This window comes from Streptomyces sp. NPDC041135, from assembly GCF_055592085.1.
In genome coordinates, this window is the sequence record NZ_JBVIYZ010000012.1 from 135035 (window position 1) to 153436 (window position 18402).

Annotated in this window: 18 protein-coding genes and 1 pseudogene; 12 read left to right on the forward strand and 7 right to left on the reverse strand. The window is 73.1% G+C overall.

Annotated elements, in window-relative coordinates:
- Nucleotides 1-178: 178 nt before the first annotated feature.
- From ACZ6CZ_RS25900 to ACZ6CZ_RS25915, 4 genes are read right to left on the reverse strand one after another with little or no spacing between them, the layout of a single operon-like run.
- Entirely contained in the window at nt 179-1048 is an 870-nt protein-coding gene (locus ACZ6CZ_RS25900; RefSeq protein ID WP_469025524.1) for a carbohydrate ABC transporter permease, read from the reverse strand.
- Complete coding sequence (locus tag ACZ6CZ_RS25905) at nt 1045-2004, reverse strand: carbohydrate ABC transporter permease (RefSeq protein WP_469025526.1); 960 nt, start codon at nt 2002-2004, stop codon at nt 1045-1047. Before ACZ6CZ_RS25905 ends, ACZ6CZ_RS25900 begins: the two co-directional genes overlap by 4 nt.
- The gene (locus ACZ6CZ_RS25910) at nt 1998-3335 is read right to left on the reverse strand and encodes an ABC transporter substrate-binding protein (protein ID WP_469025529.1); all 1338 of its coding nucleotides are present in this window, start codon (nt 3333-3335) and stop codon (nt 1998-2000) included. Before ACZ6CZ_RS25910 ends, ACZ6CZ_RS25905 begins: the two co-directional genes overlap by 7 nt.
- Nucleotides 3332-4372 (reverse strand): GNAT family N-acetyltransferase, encoded by a 1041-nt coding sequence (locus tag ACZ6CZ_RS25915; protein ID WP_469025531.1) that lies wholly within the window; start codon nt 4370-4372, stop codon nt 3332-3334. The genes ACZ6CZ_RS25910 and ACZ6CZ_RS25915 overlap by 4 nt, the downstream gene beginning before the upstream one ends.
- 310 nt (nt 4373-4682) lie before the next feature.
- Between ACZ6CZ_RS25915 and ACZ6CZ_RS25920 the strand changes: the two genes are divergently transcribed.
- From ACZ6CZ_RS25920 to ACZ6CZ_RS25940, 5 genes are all read left to right on the forward strand, one after another.
- Entirely contained in the window at nt 4683-5087 is a 405-nt protein-coding gene (locus ACZ6CZ_RS25920; RefSeq protein ID WP_469025534.1) for a sortase-dependent protein, read from the forward strand.
- Nucleotides 5084-5692, forward strand: coding sequence for a class F sortase (locus ACZ6CZ_RS25925; protein WP_469025536.1), 609 nt, complete (start codon nt 5084-5086; stop codon nt 5690-5692). The genes ACZ6CZ_RS25920 and ACZ6CZ_RS25925 overlap by 4 nt, the downstream gene beginning before the upstream one ends.
- Before the next feature lie 92 nt (nt 5693-5784).
- The gene (locus ACZ6CZ_RS25930; RefSeq protein WP_469025539.1) at nt 5785-6276 is read left to right on the forward strand and encodes an RNA polymerase sigma factor; all 492 of its coding nucleotides are present in this window, start codon (nt 5785-5787) and stop codon (nt 6274-6276) included.
- Nucleotides 6260-6829 carry a hypothetical protein gene (locus ACZ6CZ_RS25935; protein ID WP_469025542.1) on the forward strand — a complete coding sequence of 190 codons (570 nt, stop codon included), beginning with the start codon at nt 6260-6262 and terminating at the stop codon, nt 6827-6829. The genes ACZ6CZ_RS25930 and ACZ6CZ_RS25935 overlap by 17 nt, the downstream gene beginning before the upstream one ends.
- A gap of 37 nt (nt 6830-6866) precedes the next feature.
- Nucleotides 6867-7394, forward strand: coding sequence for a hypothetical protein (locus ACZ6CZ_RS25940; protein ID WP_469025544.1), 528 nt, complete (start codon nt 6867-6869; stop codon nt 7392-7394).
- Between the two features lie 41 nt (nt 7395-7435).
- Here the strand turns inward: ACZ6CZ_RS25940 and ACZ6CZ_RS25945 are convergent, their stop codons facing one another.
- The gene (locus ACZ6CZ_RS25945) at nt 7436-8122 is read right to left on the reverse strand and encodes a glycerophosphodiester phosphodiesterase (RefSeq protein WP_469025547.1); all 687 of its coding nucleotides are present in this window, start codon (nt 8120-8122) and stop codon (nt 7436-7438) included.
- Between the two features lie 35 nt (nt 8123-8157).
- Nucleotides 8158-9382 (reverse strand): annotated as a pseudogene (locus tag ACZ6CZ_RS25950) (adenosine deaminase).
- A gap of 44 nt (nt 9383-9426) precedes the next feature.
- Between ACZ6CZ_RS25950 and ACZ6CZ_RS25955 the strand changes: the two are divergent.
- Entirely contained in the window at nt 9427-10365 is a 939-nt protein-coding gene (locus ACZ6CZ_RS25955; RefSeq protein WP_469025550.1) for a DUF4190 domain-containing protein, read from the forward strand.
- 24 nt (nt 10366-10389) lie between these two features.
- Here ACZ6CZ_RS25955 and ACZ6CZ_RS25960 read toward each other — a convergent pair whose 3' ends face one another.
- The gene (locus ACZ6CZ_RS25960) at nt 10390-10956 is read right to left on the reverse strand and encodes an NADAR family protein (protein ID WP_469025552.1); all 567 of its coding nucleotides are present in this window, start codon (nt 10954-10956) and stop codon (nt 10390-10392) included.
- A 208-nt stretch (nt 10957-11164) separates the two neighbouring features.
- On the opposite strand from ACZ6CZ_RS25960, the gene ACZ6CZ_RS25965 reads away from it, so the two are divergent.
- Genes ACZ6CZ_RS25965 through ACZ6CZ_RS25990 form a run of 6 tightly spaced genes read left to right on the forward strand, consistent with a single transcriptional unit; the run spans nt 11165 to nt 18337 of the window.
- Nucleotides 11165-12700 carry a gamma-aminobutyraldehyde dehydrogenase gene (locus ACZ6CZ_RS25965; protein ID WP_469025555.1) on the forward strand — a complete coding sequence of 512 codons (1536 nt, stop codon included), beginning with the start codon at nt 11165-11167 and terminating at the stop codon, nt 12698-12700.
- A 52-nt stretch (nt 12701-12752) separates the two neighbouring features.
- On the forward strand, nt 12753-14000 hold the full coding sequence (locus ACZ6CZ_RS25970) for a polyamine ABC transporter substrate-binding protein (protein ID WP_469025558.1): 1248 nt from the start codon (nt 12753-12755) through the stop codon (nt 13998-14000).
- Nucleotides 13997-15163, forward strand: coding sequence for an ABC transporter ATP-binding protein (locus ACZ6CZ_RS25975; RefSeq protein ID WP_469025561.1), 1167 nt, complete (start codon nt 13997-13999; stop codon nt 15161-15163). The genes ACZ6CZ_RS25970 and ACZ6CZ_RS25975 overlap by 4 nt, the downstream gene beginning before the upstream one ends.
- 2 nt (nt 15164-15165) lie before the next feature.
- Nucleotides 15166-16095, forward strand: coding sequence for an ABC transporter permease (locus tag ACZ6CZ_RS25980; RefSeq protein ID WP_469025564.1), 930 nt, complete (start codon nt 15166-15168; stop codon nt 16093-16095).
- The gene (locus ACZ6CZ_RS25985; protein WP_469025566.1) at nt 16096-16896 is read left to right on the forward strand and encodes an ABC transporter permease; all 801 of its coding nucleotides are present in this window, start codon (nt 16096-16098) and stop codon (nt 16894-16896) included.
- 22 nt (nt 16897-16918) lie between these two features.
- Nucleotides 16919-18337 carry an NAD(P)/FAD-dependent oxidoreductase gene (locus tag ACZ6CZ_RS25990; RefSeq protein WP_469025569.1) on the forward strand — a complete coding sequence of 473 codons (1419 nt, stop codon included), beginning with the start codon at nt 16919-16921 and terminating at the stop codon, nt 18335-18337.
- Nucleotides 18338-18402: the final 65 nt, after the last annotated feature.

Genomic DNA, 18402 nt, shown 5'->3' on the forward strand with positions numbered 1-18402 from the left:
GGGGGCCGTGCGCGGTTCCCCGCGGCCCTGTGGCCAGGGCGGGGTCGGCAGAGTGTCGGTCGCCCTGGGCAGGGCTTGACGGAACGTCGATTGTCCGGGGGTGCGGCCCGGGGAACGACGACGAGTTCTTCGGCAAGATCAGCCCGGCCCTGATGAACCACCAGTCGGCCGGCCGGACTCACTTGAGGCCGCTGAGCAGGACGCCGCGGACGTAGTGCCTCTGCAGGAGCAGGAACAGGACCAGCACCGGCAGGGTGCTGAGCACGAGGCCGGCCATGACGACGGGCATCGTGCGGGCCGGGTCGACGTGGTCCTGCAGCAGCTGGATGCCGACGGGCAGGGTCATCAGGCCGGGGTTGGCGGTCGAGACGAGCAGCGCCCAGATGTACTCGTTCCAGGCGTCGACGAAGGTCAGCAGCGCCAGCGTCACCATGACCGGCTTGGTCTGCGGCACCACGATCCGCCACCACACCGCGAACTCGCCCGCCCCGTCGATGCGCGCGGCCTCGAGGACCTCGTCCGGGATCGCCGTCATGAACTGGCGCATCAGGAAGATCCCGAAGCCGTTGACGAGGAAGGGCATGACGAGCGCCGCGACGCTCACGGTCAGGCCCGCGCCGCCGCGCCCGAAGAGGTCGTTGCCGCCCGCCAGCGGCCAGTGGACCATGATCATGAAGTGCGGTACGAAGAACAGGAACGGCGGGAACATCATCGTCGCCAGCACCACGCGGAAGACGACGTCCCGTCCCGGGAAGCGGAGCTTGGCCAGCGCGTAGCCGGTGAGCGAGGACGTCAGCAGCACCGACGCGGTGATCAGGGCGGTGGCGAGGGCGCTGTTGCCGAACAGCACCGGCAGGTCCAGCTGGGCCACCGCCGCCCGGTAGTTGGACAGGTCGGGCGCCTCGGGCAGGAACCGGTACGGCAGCCTGCCGGACTCGCCGGGCCCCTTGAACGAGGTCATCACCATGTCGAGGAACGGCACCACGGTGAGCACGGCGCCGGTCGCCACCACCAGGTACGACAGCCACGGGAAGCGGCGGCGCATCATACGTCCTCCCCCGTGCGCCGGAAGAACCACAACTGGACCAGCGTGACCATCAGCACCACCAGGAACAGCACGAAGGCGGCGGCGCTCGCGGTGCCCCAGTCGCCGTAGGAGAACGCCAGGCGGTACATCTCCAGCGCGGCCACACTGGTCGCGTCACCGGGGCCGCCCCTGGTCATCACGGTGATCAGCGCGAAGGACTGGAGCCCGGTGAGGAACTGGGTGACGCACACGAACAGCAGCGACGGCCGCAGCAGCGGCAGCGTGATCCGCGTGAAGACGGTCACCGGCCCGGCGCCGTCGAGCGCGGCGGCCTCGTAGTAGTTCTCCGGGACGGACTTCAGGCCCGCCGTCAGGACGAGGACCGCCGTGCCGAGCGAGGCCCAGGTCTGCACGACCACCACCGAGGGCAGCGCGGTGTCCGGGTCCTGGAGGAACGCCACCGAGCCGAGGCCGAGCGCGTTCAGCACGCCGTTGGCGAGGCCGCCCGGCTCGTACATGTACTTCCACACGTTGCCGACGGCGACGACGGTCGTGACGATCGGCAGCAGGTACAGGGTCCGCCACAGCCCCTGGAAGCGCAGCCGGTCGATGCAGGTCGCGACGGTGACGGACCCGCAGAGCGCCAGGGCCACCGTGCCCAGGGCGTACAGCAGCGTGTTGGTGAGCACCGGCACCACGAACGTCGAACCGCCGGCGAAGAGGCCGGCGTAGTTGTCCAGGCCCACCGGGCGGATGCCGCCGAGGTCGAAGCCGGACCAGTGCGACACCGACAGCAGCAGCGCGAAGCCGAGCGGCAGCACCAGAAAGACGGCGAAGAACAGCAGCGCCGGCGCCAGGAACAGGTACGCCACGACCGACTGCCGGTGCCGGCCGCGGCGGCGGCCGGTGACGGCGGGCGCGGCGGGCCGCGGACCGTGCGCCCGTCCGGCGGGCGGCGGCGCCAGGGTGTTCACCATGAGCGCGCCACCTCCTGGTCGACCTGGCGGCGGGTGCTGCGCAGCGCCTCGTCCACCGACCGCTGACCGGTCCACAGCGCCTCGATGTTCTGGCGCAGCAGCGACTTGGCCCGCTGGGCGCCCGGCACGTTCGGCTCCGGCACCGCGTAGGCCAGGGCGTCCCGGAACGGGCGCAGGTTCGGATCGGCGCCCGCGTCCAGCAGGGTGCGCATGTCGTCGGCGCGGCCGGTCAGGGAGCCGACCGCCACCTGGAGGCGGCTCATCCGGGTCGCCGTCGCGCCCGGCCCGGCGCCCCGCACGCGGACCTTCTCGGTGTTGAGCCAGCGCAGGAATTCCCAGGCCTCGCGCGGGTGCCGGCTCGCCGTGTCGACGCCCAGCATGAACCCGGTGGCCAGGGTGGCGGGTTCGTCGTCCGCGTGGGGCACGGGCACGGGTGCGACGCCGACGTCGCGGTAGTCCGCGCCCATCGACTCCTTCAGGCTCGTCGTCCACCAGCCCGCGCTGACGACCATGGCCACCTGCCCGGACGCGAACGCCTGGTAGACGTTGACACCGGGGTCGCTCGCGCCCCGGGCGACCAGGCGGTGCTCCAGGCCGAACACGGCCCGGCCCGCCGGGGAGTCGATGGCGGTGCCCCGGTCGTCCGCCGGGACGAACGTGCCGCCGGCGGCGTTGAGCAGCGCGAGGGTCTGCCCGACGGTGGTGGAGTCGTCGTAGACCGACAGGCCGAAGCCCTGCACCAGCGTGTTGCCGTACCGGTCCCGCTCGGTGGCGCGGTAGGCCGTCTCCTCCAGCTCCCGCCAGGTGCGCGGAGGACCGGCGGCACCGGCCGCGCGCAGCAGCCGCCTGTTGTAGTAGAGGGCGTACGTCTGCATCTCGGTGGGGTAGCCGTAGACCGTGCCGTCCACCGACGCGGCGCCGACCGCGGCCCGGCCGTAGCCGCGCCTGATCTCCTCGGCGTGGTCGGACGGGGCGGGCCGCAGGACGCCGGCCCGGACGAGCTGGCCGTTCCACAGGCAGTACGGGTGCAGGATGTCGGGGCCCTGGCCCGCCGCCTGCCGGACCATGAACGTGGTCAGCAGGTCCGTGAACTCCACTGCCTTGGTGCGCACCTTGACCCGGTCGTGGGTGGCGTTCCACTCGTCGACCGGGCCCTGGAGGGCCTGTTTGAGCGCCCCGCTCGCGTAGTGGGAGAGCAGGGTGAGGACGATCGGGTCGCCGGGGCGCCCGGTGCCCCGGTGCGGCGCGGCGCACCCGGCGGCGAGCAGCGCCGACGGCAGGCCCAGCGCCACCTGACGGCGGCTCGGGCCGGGTCGGCCGGCCGGCGTCACCGGGCCGCCTCCCGGCGCAGCACGCGGAACACCCGGGTCGTGGTGAAGCCGGTCTTGCGGTACAGGTGGCCCGCCGGGGACCGCTCGCCGGTCCACAGGAACCACGCCGCGTGCGCGCGGCGCGCCCGCATCCGTTCCAGCACCAGGTGGAGCAGGACTTCGCCCAGGCCGGTGCCGCGCATCTCCTCCAGCACGCCGATCGGGCCGAACCGCTCGTCCACCGCGTCGAACGCGCCGTGCATCGCCCAGCCCGCCATACGGCCGGCGGGGTCCCGCACGACGACGATCCGGTCGAGCGGGGTGCCCGCGGCCAGACAGTCCCGGATCGTGCGCGCCCAGTCCGGGCCGAAGTGGCCGCCGGCCAGGGCGAGGAGGTCGACCAGGTCGTCGTCGCACGGGGTGGCGAACCGGAAACCCCGCGCCGTCAGCCGGTCCCGGCGGTCCGCGACCTCCTGCGGCAGGCGGTAGCCGACCAGGCGGCGGTCCATCGCGGCCGCCTCGTACTGGGTGCGGAAGCCCAGCGACTCCAGCAGCCCGGCCGCCTCCGGGTACGCCTCGGCGTCCAGGCCGGGGAAGACGTAGTTCGGAGTGTACGAGGAGAAGTCCACCCGGGTGCGGCCGTGGCCGTGCAGCCAGTCGAGGACCTCGGTCAGCAGCCGGCGTCCCAGACCGCGCCCGCGGGCGGCCGGGTCGACGAAGAAGAACGGGATCCAGCCCTGCTCCGGCTCCAGGTCGGTGCCGTGCAGCGGCGTCAGGCGGCGCACGCCGTAGGCGGCGCCGACGACGCGGTCACCGTCGAGGGCGACCCGGAGCCCCTCAGGGTCGAAGTTGGCGTCGAGCAGCACCAGGGTGCGGAAGCGGTCCGGGGTGATCGGGTCGGCCGGCGCGCCGCGGCGCCACGCCTCCACCAGCCGCGGGCCGTCGCCCGCGCGGAAACCCCGCACCTCGGTGCGGCCGCCCGTCGTCTGATGGGTCGTCGTCTGACGGGTCGTCGTGCGGTCGGTCGTCGTGCGGTCCGTCGTCGTGCGATCGGTCATCGACGGGCTCGTCCTTCCAGGTGCGGGTCACGGACGGCGTCCCGGACGGCTGCGCGGCGACGGGGTCTGCCGGTGACCCCGAGGCGGTGGCTGGAATGTACTTGTACGTCCGGGAATTATGCAATTTCAGCACCCACCGTCGTGTCGGAAGCCGGTGGCGCCGCCGCACGCCAACTGCCGGGCGGCGGTGCGCCGGAGGCGGCTTTGCCATGCCTTTACAACCCGGTGCCGGGCTGCCTCGTCTCTTCGCTCGATCCGTCACACGGTCCGCCGTTCACCGGCCGGGCCGGACAACGAAAGAGAGCGAGTCATGCGCCGAACTGCCCTCAGTGCCGCCGCCCTTGCCTGCGCCGCCGTGCTGGCGAGCGGGGTGCCCGCGTTCGCCGACGGGGCGAGCGCGACCCCGACCGCCCGCCCGACCGCCACCACCGCGCCGAGCCCGGTGCCCAGCGCCCGGCCCAGCACCGGGGCGAGCCAGGTCCCCAGCGCCCGGCCCACCAAGGCCCCGTCCCGGGCGGCCACCCCCGTCCCGACCAAGGTGCCGGGCGGGCGCCGGGGCCAGGTCACCGCCGTACCGGAGGGCGCCCCCGACACCGGGGTGGCCGCCGGCTCGTCGAGCGGGCCGGCCGGCGTGCTGATCGGCGGGGGAGCCGCCGTGGCCGTGGCCGGCGCGGGCTTCGTCCTCGTGCGCCGCCGCCGGGCATCCGGGGCGTGAGGGGCCCGTCCCGCCGCGCCGTCACCGTCGCGGCGGCCGCCGCCCTGCTCGCCGGCTGCGGCGGACCGCACGCGCGGCGGACCGCGACCGGCACCGCGCACGCCGCCCCGGCGCCCGCCGCCCGGCGGTCCGCCGCGCCACCGGCGGCCGCGCCCTCGGTCCCGGTGCGGCTGCTCATCCCGGCGATCGGCGTCGACACCCCCGTCCTGCGGTTGGGCCTGGAGCCCGACGGCGAGGTGGAGGTGCCGCCGGTCACGGCGCACGACCGGGCGGGCTGGTACGGCGGCTCGCCGGCACCGGGCCGGCCGGGCCCCTCGGTGTTCCTCGGCCACGTCACGGTCGGCGCCTACGGCGACGGGGTCTTCCGCCGGCTCGGCCGGCTGCGCCGCGGCGACCGGATCGAGACGCGCTTGCGCGACGGCAGGGCACCGCGGTTCACCGTCACCGCGCTGCGCACCGTCGCCAAGGCCGACTTCCCGACCGACGACGTCTACGGCGACGTCGACCGGCCGGAACTGCGGCTCATCACCTGCGCCGGCCCCCGCGCCGGTGACGGCTACCGCGACAACCTCATCGTCTTCGCCGCGCTGGAGGCCGTGAGCTGAGCCGCCCGGGACCCCGGACCGGTGGAACGCGCGACGCCGGTCCGGGGTCCTCCCCCACGAGCACCCCCGCGTGCCCCGTCCCCTGGAGAGCGTTGAAACGGTCCCGTGAGAAGGCAGCAGCCGAGCTGTTCGCCGCCCTCTACCCCCGCCTGGCCGGCTGGTGCCGCCGGCTGGTCGACGACGACGAGACCGCCCACGAGATCGCCTCCGAGGCGTTCACCCGGCTCTGGGCCCGCTGGACGTCCGTCGCGGAGCCCCGGGGCTTCCTCTACGTCACCGCCGCCAACCTGGTCCGGGACCACTGGCGCAAGCTGGAGCGCGAGCGCCGGGCCGTGCGCCGCGCCACCGCGGAGGCCGCCGTCCGCCCGCCCGCCGAACAGGCCGACCCCTCGGTACGGCTGCTCGTGCAGGCGCTGCCCGAACGGCTGCGCATACCGATCCTGCTGCACTACTACGCTGACATGCCGATCCGGGAGGTGGCCGGGCTCACCGGACGCAAGGAGGGAACCGTCAAGGCCGATCTGCACGCGGCCCGCGAGCTGCTGCGCGCCCATCTGAGGAGAAGTCTTGATCACATACTCTGACGACGACCCGGACCTCGGGCCCGACGATCCCCTCACGGTCATCCTGCGGCCGCCCTCCGACCGCCTCCCGGCACCTCCCGGCCGCTACGAGCGGGTGCGCCGCGGCGCGGCCCGTCGCCGCACCCTGCGCGCGGTGGCCGGCGCCGGGCTGACCTGCGCGGTCGCCGCCGCCGTCGTCGCCGCGCTGCCGCTGCTGCGGCCGGCCGGCGATCAGCCGGTGGCCCCGGTCGTCCCGCTCGCCCCGCCGCCCGCCAGCAGCCCGGCGTCGCCCGCGCCCGCGTCACCCGTCCCGTCGCCCGCGCCCGGCACCGGCAGGACCTCCGGTCCGCCGGGCACCCCCACGGCCGGGTCCACCGGCGTGCCCCCGGCGAAGCGCGACCGGACCGCCGTCCCGCAGCAGACCGGCAGCGCGCGGCGGACCCCGGAGCGGACGTCGGAGCCTGAGCGGAGCCCGGACCCGGAGCCGACCACGAGCCCGCAGGGGACCACGAGCCCGCGGCGCAGCGTCACCGCCGTGCCGACCACCGCCTCCGGAGGGACCGCCGGGCCGTAATTTTGAACGCGTTCAACTCTGGGCGTACCCTCCTGCCATGAGCGACAGAGCCGCCCAGCTCAAGGGCATCCGCGTCTGGCTGGCCACCTTCGTCGTGTGCCTGGTGCTCAGCGGCGCCACCGCCTTCCCCCTGGTGCACGAACTGCGCTGGACGGAGGACGCGTTGCGCGCGCTGTCGGTGCCGGAGCACCTGCCGGCCCTCATGGAGTGGATCGTGCGCGTCCGGCGCGGCCTCGACACCGCCGACACCGACTACCCGTTCCTGCTCTACGGCACGGACTGGCTGGCCTTCGCCCACCTGGTGATCGCGGTGGCCTTCTACGGGCCCTACCGCGATCCGGTCCGCAACATCTGGGTCGTCGAGTTCGGCATGATCGCCTGCGTCGGCATCGTCCCGCTCGCCCTGGTCTGCGGACCGGTCCGGGGCATCCCGTTCTGGTGGACGCTCCTCGACATGTCGTTCGGAGTGGTGGGGATCGTCCCGCTGTACGTCGTGCGGCGGAAGATCAAGCGCCTGGAGTCGCTCACCGCACCGGTCGCGGCCGGTGCGGTGAGCGCCGCCTGACGGCCGCCCGGCGCGGGCCGGGCGGAGGAGACCCGGGGGGCTCAGGCGCCGTCGCGCAGGGCGTGCAGGGTGTCGACGCGGTTGGTGGTGACCGAGTCGACGCCCAGCTCCAGGAGGCGGCGCATCGAGCGGCGGGTGTCCGGGGTCCACACCGACAGCAGGTAGCCGTCCCGGTGGACCCGGGCGGCGAGGTCGCGGCCGACCAGGGAGAAGCGGTAGTTGAGCCAGCGCGGCCGCACCACCGTCAGCAGGGCCGGCCGCGGCGGCGCCAGGCTGGTCCAGGTCAGGGCGATCTCGGCGGCCGGATCGGCGGCGCGCACGGCGAGCATGGCCGCGGCGCCCGCGCAGTAGTACACGCGCTCCTCGGCCCCGCTCCGCCGCACGGCGTCCATGATCCGCTGGACGGTCCGGCGCTCGACCCGCCCCGGTAGGTCGAGCATCACCCGGCTGCCCTCCGTCGCGGCCAGCGCCTCGGCCAGCGTCGGCACCCCGCCCGCGGTGAGCGAGCGCACCTCGTCCGCAGACAGCGCCGACAGCGGCCGGTCGTGCCCCCACAACCGCTCCAGCGTGCTGTCGTGCAGCAGCACGGGCACGCCGTCGCGGGTGAGCCGTACGTCGACCTCGACCGCGTCCGCGCCCCGGCGGAGCGCGGAACGCAGCGAATCGAGGGTGTTCTCGCGGAAGCGGTAGGGGTCGCCGCGGTGGGCCACGGCGGTCACGGTCTGCATGGCCCCCATTGTGGCGGGCCGCACGCCACCGGCGGTCAGCGGGCGAGCCACCGCTCGGTGTACGTGTCGATCTCCCCGGCGATCCGCGCCTTGCCCGCCGCGTCCAGGAAGGATGCCTCGACGGCGTTCCTGGCGAGGCCGGCCAGACCCCGCTCGTCCAGGTCGAGCAGCCGGGCGGCGACGGCGTACTCGTTGCACAGGTCGGTGCCGAACATCGGCGGGTCGTCGGAGTTGACGGTGACCAGGATCCCGGCGGCGACGAAGTCCCGGAGGGGATGCTCCTCCAGGGTGCGGACCGCGCGGGTGGCGATGTTGGAGGTCGGGCACACCTCCAGCGGGATGCGGTGCTCGGCCAGGTGCGCCAGCAGCTCGGGGTCCCGGGCGGAGCTGGTGCCGTGCCCGATCCGCTCGGCGCGCAGCTCGGTCAGCGCGTCCCACACCGTCTGCGGGCCGGTGGTCTCCCCGGCGTGCGGGACGGAGTGCAGCCCGGCGGCGAGGGCCCGGTCGAAGTACGGCTTGAACTGCGGCCTCGGTACGCCGATCTCGGGCCCGCCGAGCCCGAACGACACCAGTCCCTCCGGGCGCAGCCGGTCGTCGGTCGCCAGCCGGGTCGTCTCCTCGGCGGCCTCAAGACCCGCCTCGCCCGGGATGTCGAAGCACCACCTGAGCACGGTCTGGAAGTCGGCCTCCGCGGCCTTGCGGGCGTCCTCGATGGCGTCCATGAAGGCCCGCTCGTCGATCCCGCGGCGGGTGGAGGAGAAGGGGGTGACGGTCAGCTCGGCGTACCGCACCTGCTGCCGGGCCAGGTCGCGGGCCACCTCGTAGGTGAGCAGCCGGACGTCCTCCGGGGTGCGGATGAGGTCGACGACGGACAGGTACACCTCGATGAAGTGGGCGAAGTCCGTGAACGTGAAGTACTCGGCCAGGGCCTCGGGGTCGGCGGGGACCTTGGAGCCGGGGTGGCGCGCGGCCAGTTCCGCGACGATGCGGGGGGAGGCGGAGCCGACGTGGTGGACGTGCAGTTCGGCCTTGGGCAGTCCGGCGATGAAGGCGCGCAGGTCGCGGTCGGCGGTACCGGCGGCGGGTACGGCGTTCTGGTCGGTCAAGGTTCCTCCCCGGGCGCCCGGGTCCGCGGTCCACCGGCCGGGGCGGGCGGTCGAACGTCCGTGGCCTGCGGCGGCGTGGTCCGCGGCGGGGCGCGGTGATCGGCTGATCGGGTGACTGAGGATCATCGTAGGCCCCGCCCGTGGTCTGCGGCACGGGGCCGTAGCATGACGGCACTGTCAGCAGAGGGGACCCGCACCATGCCCGACGAGGCACCGCAGGCACCGCAGGCACCGCGGGACGGCGCCGGGAACCAGGCGGCTGCCCGGGCCGACGCGCCGGCCGGTCCCCGCGTCGACCTCGCCAAGCCGGCCGGCCCGCCGGCGGACCGGGTGCCCGCGCAGGACCGTGTACCGGCGGACCAGGTTCCCGCGCAGGACCGTGAACCGGCGGACCGGGTGCCCGCGGCCGCCGAGGTCTCGCTGGAGAAGCCCGCGCGACCCGCCTCCGTGCACGAGCAGCAGACCGTGACCTCCCTGCCCGCCATGGAGGCACCGGCCGCGCCGGCGTGGGCCGACCCGTTCGCCGCGCCCGGGCCGCCGGCTCCCGCGGCTCCCGCCCCGGCCAACCCCTTCGCCCCGCCCGGGCCCGGCGCGCCCGCCCCGGGCCCCGCCCCGCAGGCCTGGGCCCAGCCGTACGCGCCGCCCGCGGCCAACCCCTTCGCCCCGCCCGCCGCGACGCCCTTCCCGGCGTATCCCGCCGGCGACGCGGTGCCGCCGCCGCCCCTCGCCCCGGACGGCCCGGGCCAGGTCCCCTACGGCTACCCGGGCGCACCGGCGCAGGGCTACGGCTACCCGGCCGCGCCGTACGGCGGCCCGCCCGGCTACGGCGTCCACGGCCCGGGGCCCTACCCGGGCGGTCCGGGGCCCGGCTGGCCGGGGTACCAGTCCGCGCCGAACAACGGCCTGGGCACCGCGAGCCTCGTGGTGGGCATCGTGTCGGCGGTCGGCTTCTGCACCATGCCGGTGGCCGTCCTGCTCGGGCTGCTGGCCGTGGTCCTCGGCGCGCTCGGCCGGGCCAAGGCGCGCCGGGGCGAGGCGACCAATCCCGGCCAGGCCCTGGCGGGCATGATCTGCGGGGCCGTGGCCGTCGTGCTGGCCCTGGGGCTGCTGGCGGCCCTGATAGCCAGAACCTCCTGACGCACCGCACGGCCGCCCCCGCGCTCAGCCCGCCGCGGTGGCGGCCAGTCTCTCCCGCGCCTCCATGAGGGCGAAGCCGAGGAGGTTCGGTCCCCGCCACCGCTCGGGGTGGGCGGCCGCCTCGTCGTCCGCCGCGAGACCGATGCCCCAGACGCGGTCCACCGGACTCGCCTCCACCAGGACCCGGTCCCCGGTGTCCAGCAGGAACCGGCGCAGCTCGGGATGGGCGGCGAACTTGTGGACGCTGCCCTCGACGACGATCCGGAACCGCTCCCGCTCCCAGACGGCCTCGTCGAAACCGCGCACCAGCCGGCCGGCCTTCTTGGCCTGGGACGGGTGGCCGGCGGCCACCGCGCGGCGCTCCGCCTCCGCGTCCCCGAACAGCCGCGCCTTGGCCGCCATCATCCAGTGCTCGGCCGTCGCGTACTCGACACCGCCGACGGTGAAGGGCGACGGCCACCACTGACTCAGGCAGCTCGCGTCCACCCGCCCGTCCGCCCGGGCCCGGTGTCCCCAGAAGTGCACATACTTGATCCGGGAGCCCGCCCGCACCTCGCTGATCAGGGCTTCCACCCCGTCGATCCGTCCCATGCACGCGAGTGTGGCACGCACCACGGACACTCCGTCCGGCCTTTTCCGCCGTGACTCGACACCTGGTCGACAGATTCCGTCGCGTAACCAAAAGGCAACAACGGAATCACTTGTTGGGTGCCCATAGCTCTGTCAGGATCGGCACTCAAATCGAGCTGGAGCTACGCCACCCGCCCCCCGGGACGGGACGACGGCGGAGGAGAGCCACATGCACAATCCGGACACCGCCACCGGGGGACGCTTCCCGGCGCAGGACCGTCTCGCGGACGGCGCGCAGTTCATCGGCGGCCGGCTGACCAAGGGCACGTCCGGCCGTACGCACGCCGTCGTCGACCCGGCCACCGGCGCGGAGGTCTTCACCTACGACCTGGCCGGGACGGACGACGTGGACGCGGCCGTGGCCGCCGCAAGGGAGGCCTTCCCCGGCTGGGCGGGCACCACCCCGGGCGAGCGCTCCGACGCGCTGCACCGCTTCGCCGCCGTCCTCGCCGACCGGGCCGAGGAGTTCGCCCGCGCCGAGTCGCTCCAGTGCGGCAAGCCGCTCAAGCTGACCCGGGAGTTCGACGTCCCGGGGACCATCGACAACACCGCGTTCTTCGCGGGCGCCGCACGCCACCTGCAGGGTCAGTCGGCGGGGGAGTACTCCGGCGACCACACCTCCTACGTCCGCCGCGAGCCCATCGGCGTCGTCGGTTCCATCGCCCCCTGGAACTACCCCCTCCAGATGGCCGCCTGGAAGATCCTCCCGGCCGTCGCCGCGGGCAACACCGTCGTGCTCAAGCCCGCTGAGCTGACCCCGCTGACCTCGCTGCTGTTCGCGCGGGCCGCGACGGACGCCGGACTCCCGGACGGCGTGATCAACGTCGTCACCGGCACCGGCCGGGAGGCCGGGGAGCACCTGGTCGGGCACCCGGACGTGGCGATGACCTCGTTCACCGGCTCCACCGCCGTGGGCAGGCGCGTCGCCGAGATCGCCACCGCCACCGTCAAGCGCCTGCACCTGGAGCTGGGCGGCAAGGCGCCCTTCGTGGTCTTCGACGACGCCGACCTGGAGGCGGCCGTGCACGGCGCGGTCGCGGGCTCACTGATCAACACCGGGCAGGACTGCACGGCCGCCACGCGCGCGTACGTGCAGCGGCCGCTCTACGAGGCGTTCGTCGAGCGCACGGCCGCCCTGATGGAGACGGTCCGGCTCGGCGACCCGTTCGCCCCCGGCACCGACCTCGGGCCGCTCATCTCGCACGCCCAGCGCGACCGGGTCGCCGCCTTCGTCGACCGGGCGCGGTCCTACGCGCGCGTGGTGACCGGCGGCGAGGCTCCCGGCGGCGAGCTGGCGGGCGGCGCCTACTACCGGCCGACGCTGGTGACGGACGCGGCGCAGGACAGCGAGATCGTCCAGTCGGAGATCTTCGGGCCGGTACTGGTCGTTCTGCCGTTCGACAGTGATGATGAGGGCATCCGGCTGGCCAACGACACCCCCTACGGTCTCGCCGCCTCCGCCTGGAGCGGCAACGTCTACCGGGCGAACCGCGCGACCCGGGAGATCAAGGCCGGCTGCGTGTGGGTCAACGACCACATCCCGATCATCAGCGAGATGCCGCACGGCGGCTACCGGGCGTCCGGTTTCGGCAAGGACATGTCCATGTACTCGTTCGAGGAATACACGCAGGTCAAACACGTAATGTTCGACAACACGGCGGTTGCCCGGAAAGACTGGCACCGCACGATCTTCGGGGACCGATAGTCACTGCCGCGGCCGTCGACCAGGCCGATTCTCCCGAAAGGGCACCACGCGCATGGAGCAGTACGAGCCCGACCGCCTGACCCCGGCCCAAGTGGCCGCCGTGCGGCGCAGTCTGCGCAACGGCCGGGCGGCCATGACCCGCCGTTCGCTGTTGCGCGCCTCCGCCGGCGGCGCCCTGGCGGTCGGCGGACTCGGGGCGCTGAGCGCCTGCGGTATCCCGGCCGCGGGCCAGACCCAGGGCGGCACGTCCGCCGAGGACCACTCGGCGAAGGAGAAGGTCGTCAACTTCTCCAACTGGACCGAGTACATCGACGTCGACGACAGCGGCAAGCACCACCCGACGCTGGAGGCGTTCACCGGGCGGACCGGCATCCAGGTCAACTACACCGAGGACATCAACGACAACGGCGAGTTCTTCGGCAAGATCAAGCCGCAGCTCGCCGCAGGCCAGGACACCGGCCGCGACATCGTCGTGCTCACCGACTGGCTGGCCGCCCGGCTCATCCGGCTGGGCTGGGTCCAGAAGCTGGACGCCTCCAACCTGCCGCACGCCTACACGAACCTGTCGCCCCAGTTCCGCGACCCCGACTGGGACCCTGGCCGTGCCTACTCCTACCCGTGGCAGGGCATCTCGACGGTCATCGCCTACAACAAGAAGGCGCTCGACGGCATCGAGGTGAAGTCGATCTCCGACCTGCTCGACAACCCCAGGCTCAAGGGCCGGGTCGGGTTCCTGTCGGAGATGCGCGACAGCATCGGCATGACGCTGCTGGACATGGGCAAGGACCCCGGGAAGTTCGGCGACGACGACTTCGACGCCGCCGTCGCCCGCCTGCAGAGGGCCGTCGACAAGGGGCAGATCCGCCGCTTCACCGGCAACGACTACACCTCCGACCTCACCAAGGGCGACTTCGCGGCCTGCGTCGCGTGGGCCGGTGACGTGGTCCAGCTGAAGGCGGACAGCCCGGACGTCGACTTCGTCGTCCCCGACAGCGGCTACATGACGTCGACCGACAACATGCTGATCCCCAACCGGGCACGTCACAAGACGAACGCCGAACGGCTGATGGACTTCTACTACGAGCCCGCGCAGGCCGCCGCGCTCGCCGCCTACATCAACTACGTGACCCCGGTCGACGGCGTGAAGCCCTACCTCGCCCGGATCGACAAGGACGCGGCGGACAACCCGCTGATCATTCCCGACAAGGCCATGCAGGCCCGGTCCCACGCCTTCCGGTCGCTCAGCCAGAAGGAAGAGACGGCCTACGAAACGAAGTTCGCGAAGCTCACAGGGGCGTGACGACGATGAAGACGACGACAGACCCGGGCGGCGACGTCCGCCTCACCGGTATCGGCAAGACCTACGGCTCCTTCACCGCCGTGCACCCGCTGGACCTGACCGTGCCGCAGGGCTCCTTCTTCGCCCTGCTCGGCGCGTCCGGCTGCGGCAAGACCACCACCCTGCGGATGATCGCGGGCCTGGAGGAGCCGACCAGCGGCACCGTGCACCTCGGCGACCAGGACGTGACGCACCTGCCGCCCTACAAGCGGCCGGTCAACACGGTCTTCCAGTCCTACGCCCTCTTCCCGCACCTCGACATCTTCGAGAACGTGGCCTTCGGCCTGCGCCGGCGCGGCCTGAAGAGCGTGAAGAAGCAGGTCGAGGACATGCTGGAGCTGGTCCAGCTGGGGGAGCAGGCGCGCAAGAAGCCGCACCAGCTCTCCGGCGGCCAGCAGCAGCGCGTCGCCGTGGCCCGCGCGCTGATCAACCACCCCAAGGTGCTCCTCCTCGACGAGCCCCTCGGCGCCCTCGACCTGAAGCTGCGCCGCCAGATGCAGCTGGAGCTCAAGCGCATCCAGACCGAGGTCGGCATCACCTTCGTGCACGTCACCCACGACCAGGAGGAGGCCATGACGATGGCCGACACGGTCGCGGTGATGAACGGCGGCCGGGTCGAGCAGCTCGGCTCGCCCGCCGACCTCTACGAGAACCCGCGGACCACGTTCGTCGCCAACTTCCTGGGCACCTCCAACCTGATCCAGGCCGAGGTCGACACCACGAGCGGCGACGACATCGTGCTCCGGGCGGGCGGCGGCAAGCTGGTGCTGCCCTCCGCGCGGTGCAGCGCGCCGACCGCCTCCGGCGGCAAGGTCCTGGTGGGCATCCGCCCCGAGAAGATCTCCCTCACCCACGCCGACGACGCGGGCCTGATCGCCGAGGACCGCAACCGGATCACCGGCCGCATCGCCGACTCCAGCTTCATCGGCGTCTCCACCCAGTACGTCGTCGACAGCCCCGCCTGTCCCGGCTTCGAGGTCTACGCCCAGAACATCGACCGCGACCCCCGCCTGGTGCGCGGCGCCGAGGTCGTCCTGCACTGGAACCCGGCCCACACCTTCGGGCTGGACGCGGCCCAGGCCATCGACGCCGGTGTCGAGAGCGTCGAGGAAGAGGCCGCGTAGACATGTCGACGCTGACCGAGGCGCCCCCGCCCCTCGCCCCCGCCGAGCCGGCCGGGAAGCCCCCGCGCAGGCGCGGCCGGTTCACGCCCTACTGGCTGCTGCTGCCCGGCCTGCTGTGGCTGATCGTCTTCTTCGCCCTGCCGATGGTCTACCAGGCCTCCACGTCCGTGCAGACGGGCTCCCTGGAGGACGGCTACAAGGTCACCTGGCACCTCGCGACCTATTGGGACGCGCTGAGCGACTACTGGCCGCAGTTCCTGCGCTCCGTCGTCTACGCGGCCGCCGCGACCCTGCTGTGCCTGCTGCTGGGCTACCCGCTGGCCTACCTCATCGCCTTCCGGGCGGGCCGCTGGCGCAACCTGATCATGATCCTGGTGATCGCGCCGTTCTTCACCAGCTTCCTGATCCGCACGCTGGCCTGGAAGACGATCCTCGCCGACAACGGCCCCCTGGTCGGCGCCCTCAACACCCTGCACGTCCTGGACGTCACCAGCTGGCTCGGCTGGACGTCGGGCGACCGGGTGCTGGCGACGCCGCTCGCGGTGGTGTGCGGGCTGACGTACAACTTCCTGCCGTTCATGATCCTGCCGCTGTACACCTCGCTCGAGCGGATCGACGGCCGGCTGCACGAGGCGGCCGGCGACCTCTACGCCAAGCCCTGGACGACCTTCCGCAAGGTGACCTTCCCGCTGTCGATGCCGGGCGTCGTCTCCGGCACGCTGCTGACCTTCATCCCGGCGGCCGGTGACTACGTCAACGCCGAACTGCTCGGCTCCACCGACACCCGCATGATCGGCAACGTCATCCAGACGCAGTTCCTGCGCATCCTGGACTACCCGACGGCGGCCGCGCTCTCCTTCATCCTCATGGCCGCGATCCTGCTCATGGTCACGGTCTACATCCGCCGGTCCGGGACGGAGGACCTGGTCTGAATGGCTCTCGTCACCTGGCTCAAGCGACGGCTCGTCGTCATCGCGGGACTGCTGACCCTCGGCTATCTCCTGCTGCCCAACATCGTCGTGACGGTGTTCTCCTTCAACAAGCCCAAGGGCCGCTTCAACTACGAGTGGCAGCAGTTCTCCACGGACGCCTGGCAGGACCCGTGCGGCGTCGCCGGCATGTGCGGCTCGCTCTCGCTCAGCCTCCAGATCGCGGTCTGGGCGACGGTCGGCGCGACCGTCCTCGGCACGATGATCGCCTTCGCGCTGGTGCGCTACCGCTTCCGCGCGCGGGGCGCCGTCAGCTCGCTGATCTTCCTGCCGATGGCCATGCCCGAGGTCGTCATGGCGGCCTCGCTGCTGACGCTGTTCCTCAACATGGGCGCGCAGCTCGGCTTCTGGACGATCCTGATCGCGCACATCATGTTCTGCCTCAGCTTCGTCGTCACCGCCGTCAAGGCGCGCGTGATGTCGATGGACCCGCGCCTGGAGGAGGCCGCCCGCGACCTGTACGCCGGTCCGGCGCAGACCTTCCTGCGGGTCACCCTGCCCATCGCGGCACCCGGCATCGCCGCGGGCGCGCTGCTGTCCTTCGCGCTGTCCTTCGACGACTTCATCATCACCAACTTCAACGCCGGCTCGACCGTCACCTTCCCCATGTTCGTGTGGGGCTCGGCGCAGCGCGGCACGCCCGTGCAGATCAACGTCATCGGCACGGCCATGTTCCTGGTCGCCGTCCTGTTCGTGCTGACCTCCATGGTCGTCACCCACCGCCGCACCAAGCAGCGCGCATAACCTCTCGTAGGGAGTTGAGATCATGGCCCCGAGCGCCATGACCCGCTGGACGACGTCTCTCTCCGAAGCACAGCCGGTCCCGTACTGGCTCGAAGACCCCGGCAAGCCCCGCGCCGAAGCCGCGCTCACCGGCGCCGAGACCTGCGACCTGCTGGTCGTCGGCGGCGGCTACAGCGGACTGTGGACCGCGCTCCTGGCCAAGGAGCGCGACCCGCGGCGGGACGTCGTCCTGCTGGAGGGCCGCGAGGTGGGCTGGGCCGCCTCCGGCCGCAACGGCGGATTCTGCGCCGCCTCCCTCACCCACGGCCTGCCCAACGGGCTCAGCCGCTGGCCGCACGAGATCGGTACGCTCCAGCGGCTGGGCGAGCGGAACCTCGACGAGATCGAGCGGGCGGTCGACCGGCACGGCATCGACTGCGACTTCGAACGCACCGGCGAGATCGACGTCGCCACCGAGCCGTACCAGGCGCGGGAGCTGCGCGACTGGCACCGGCGGCTGAGCGAGCGGGGCCTCGCGGACGGCATCGAGTTCCTCGACGCCGACGCCGTGCGCGAGCAGGTCGACTCGCCCACCTTCCAGGCCGGCCTGTGGGACCGCCGGGGCGTGGCCATGCTGCACCCGGCCAAGCTCGCCTGGGGCCTCAAGCGCGCCTGCGCCCGGCTCGGCGTGCGGGTGTACGAGCACACCCCCGCCCTGACACTGCGGCCCGACGGCGCCGGGATGGCCGTGACCACCCCGTACGGGTCGGTCCGCGCCCGCCAGGTCGCGCTCGGCACCAACGTCTTCCCCAGCCTGCTGCGCCGCGTCCGCTCCTACACGGTCCCGGTCTACGACTACGCCCTGATGACCGAGCCCTTCACCACCGACCAGCTCGCCTCCATCGGCTGGAAGAACCGCCAGGGCCTGGGCGACTCGGCCAACCAGTTCCACTACTTCCGGCTCTCCGCCGACAACCGCGTCCTGTGGGGCGGCTACGACGCGGTCTACCCGTACGGGGGCCGGGTGCGCGCCGAGTACGACGACCGCCCGGAGACCTACGCCCGGCTCGCCGGGCACTTCTTCACCTGCTTCCCGCAGCTGGAGGGCGTCCGTTTCAGCCACGCCTGGGGCGGCGCGATCGACACCTGCTCGCGCTTCTCGGCGTTCTTCGGCACCGCGCACCGCGGCCGGGTCGCCTACGCGGCCGGGTACACCGGCCTCGGGGTGGGTGCCACCCGCTTCGGCGCCGACGTGATGCTGGACCTGCTGGCGGGCGAGGACACCGAGCGCAGCCGGCTGGAGATGGTCCGCAAGAAGCCCCTGCCCTTCCCGCCGGAGCCCTTCGCCTGGACCGGCATCGCCCTCACCAAGTGGTCGCTGGCCCGCGCCGACGCCCATGGCGGCCGCCGCAACCTGTGGCTGCGGACCATGGACCGGCTGGGCCTGGGCTTCGACAGCTGACCACAGCTGACCCGGTCCGCTCGAAGAAGGTGCCCGAACCCGCGTAATGCCCGCCGGGCGGCCTC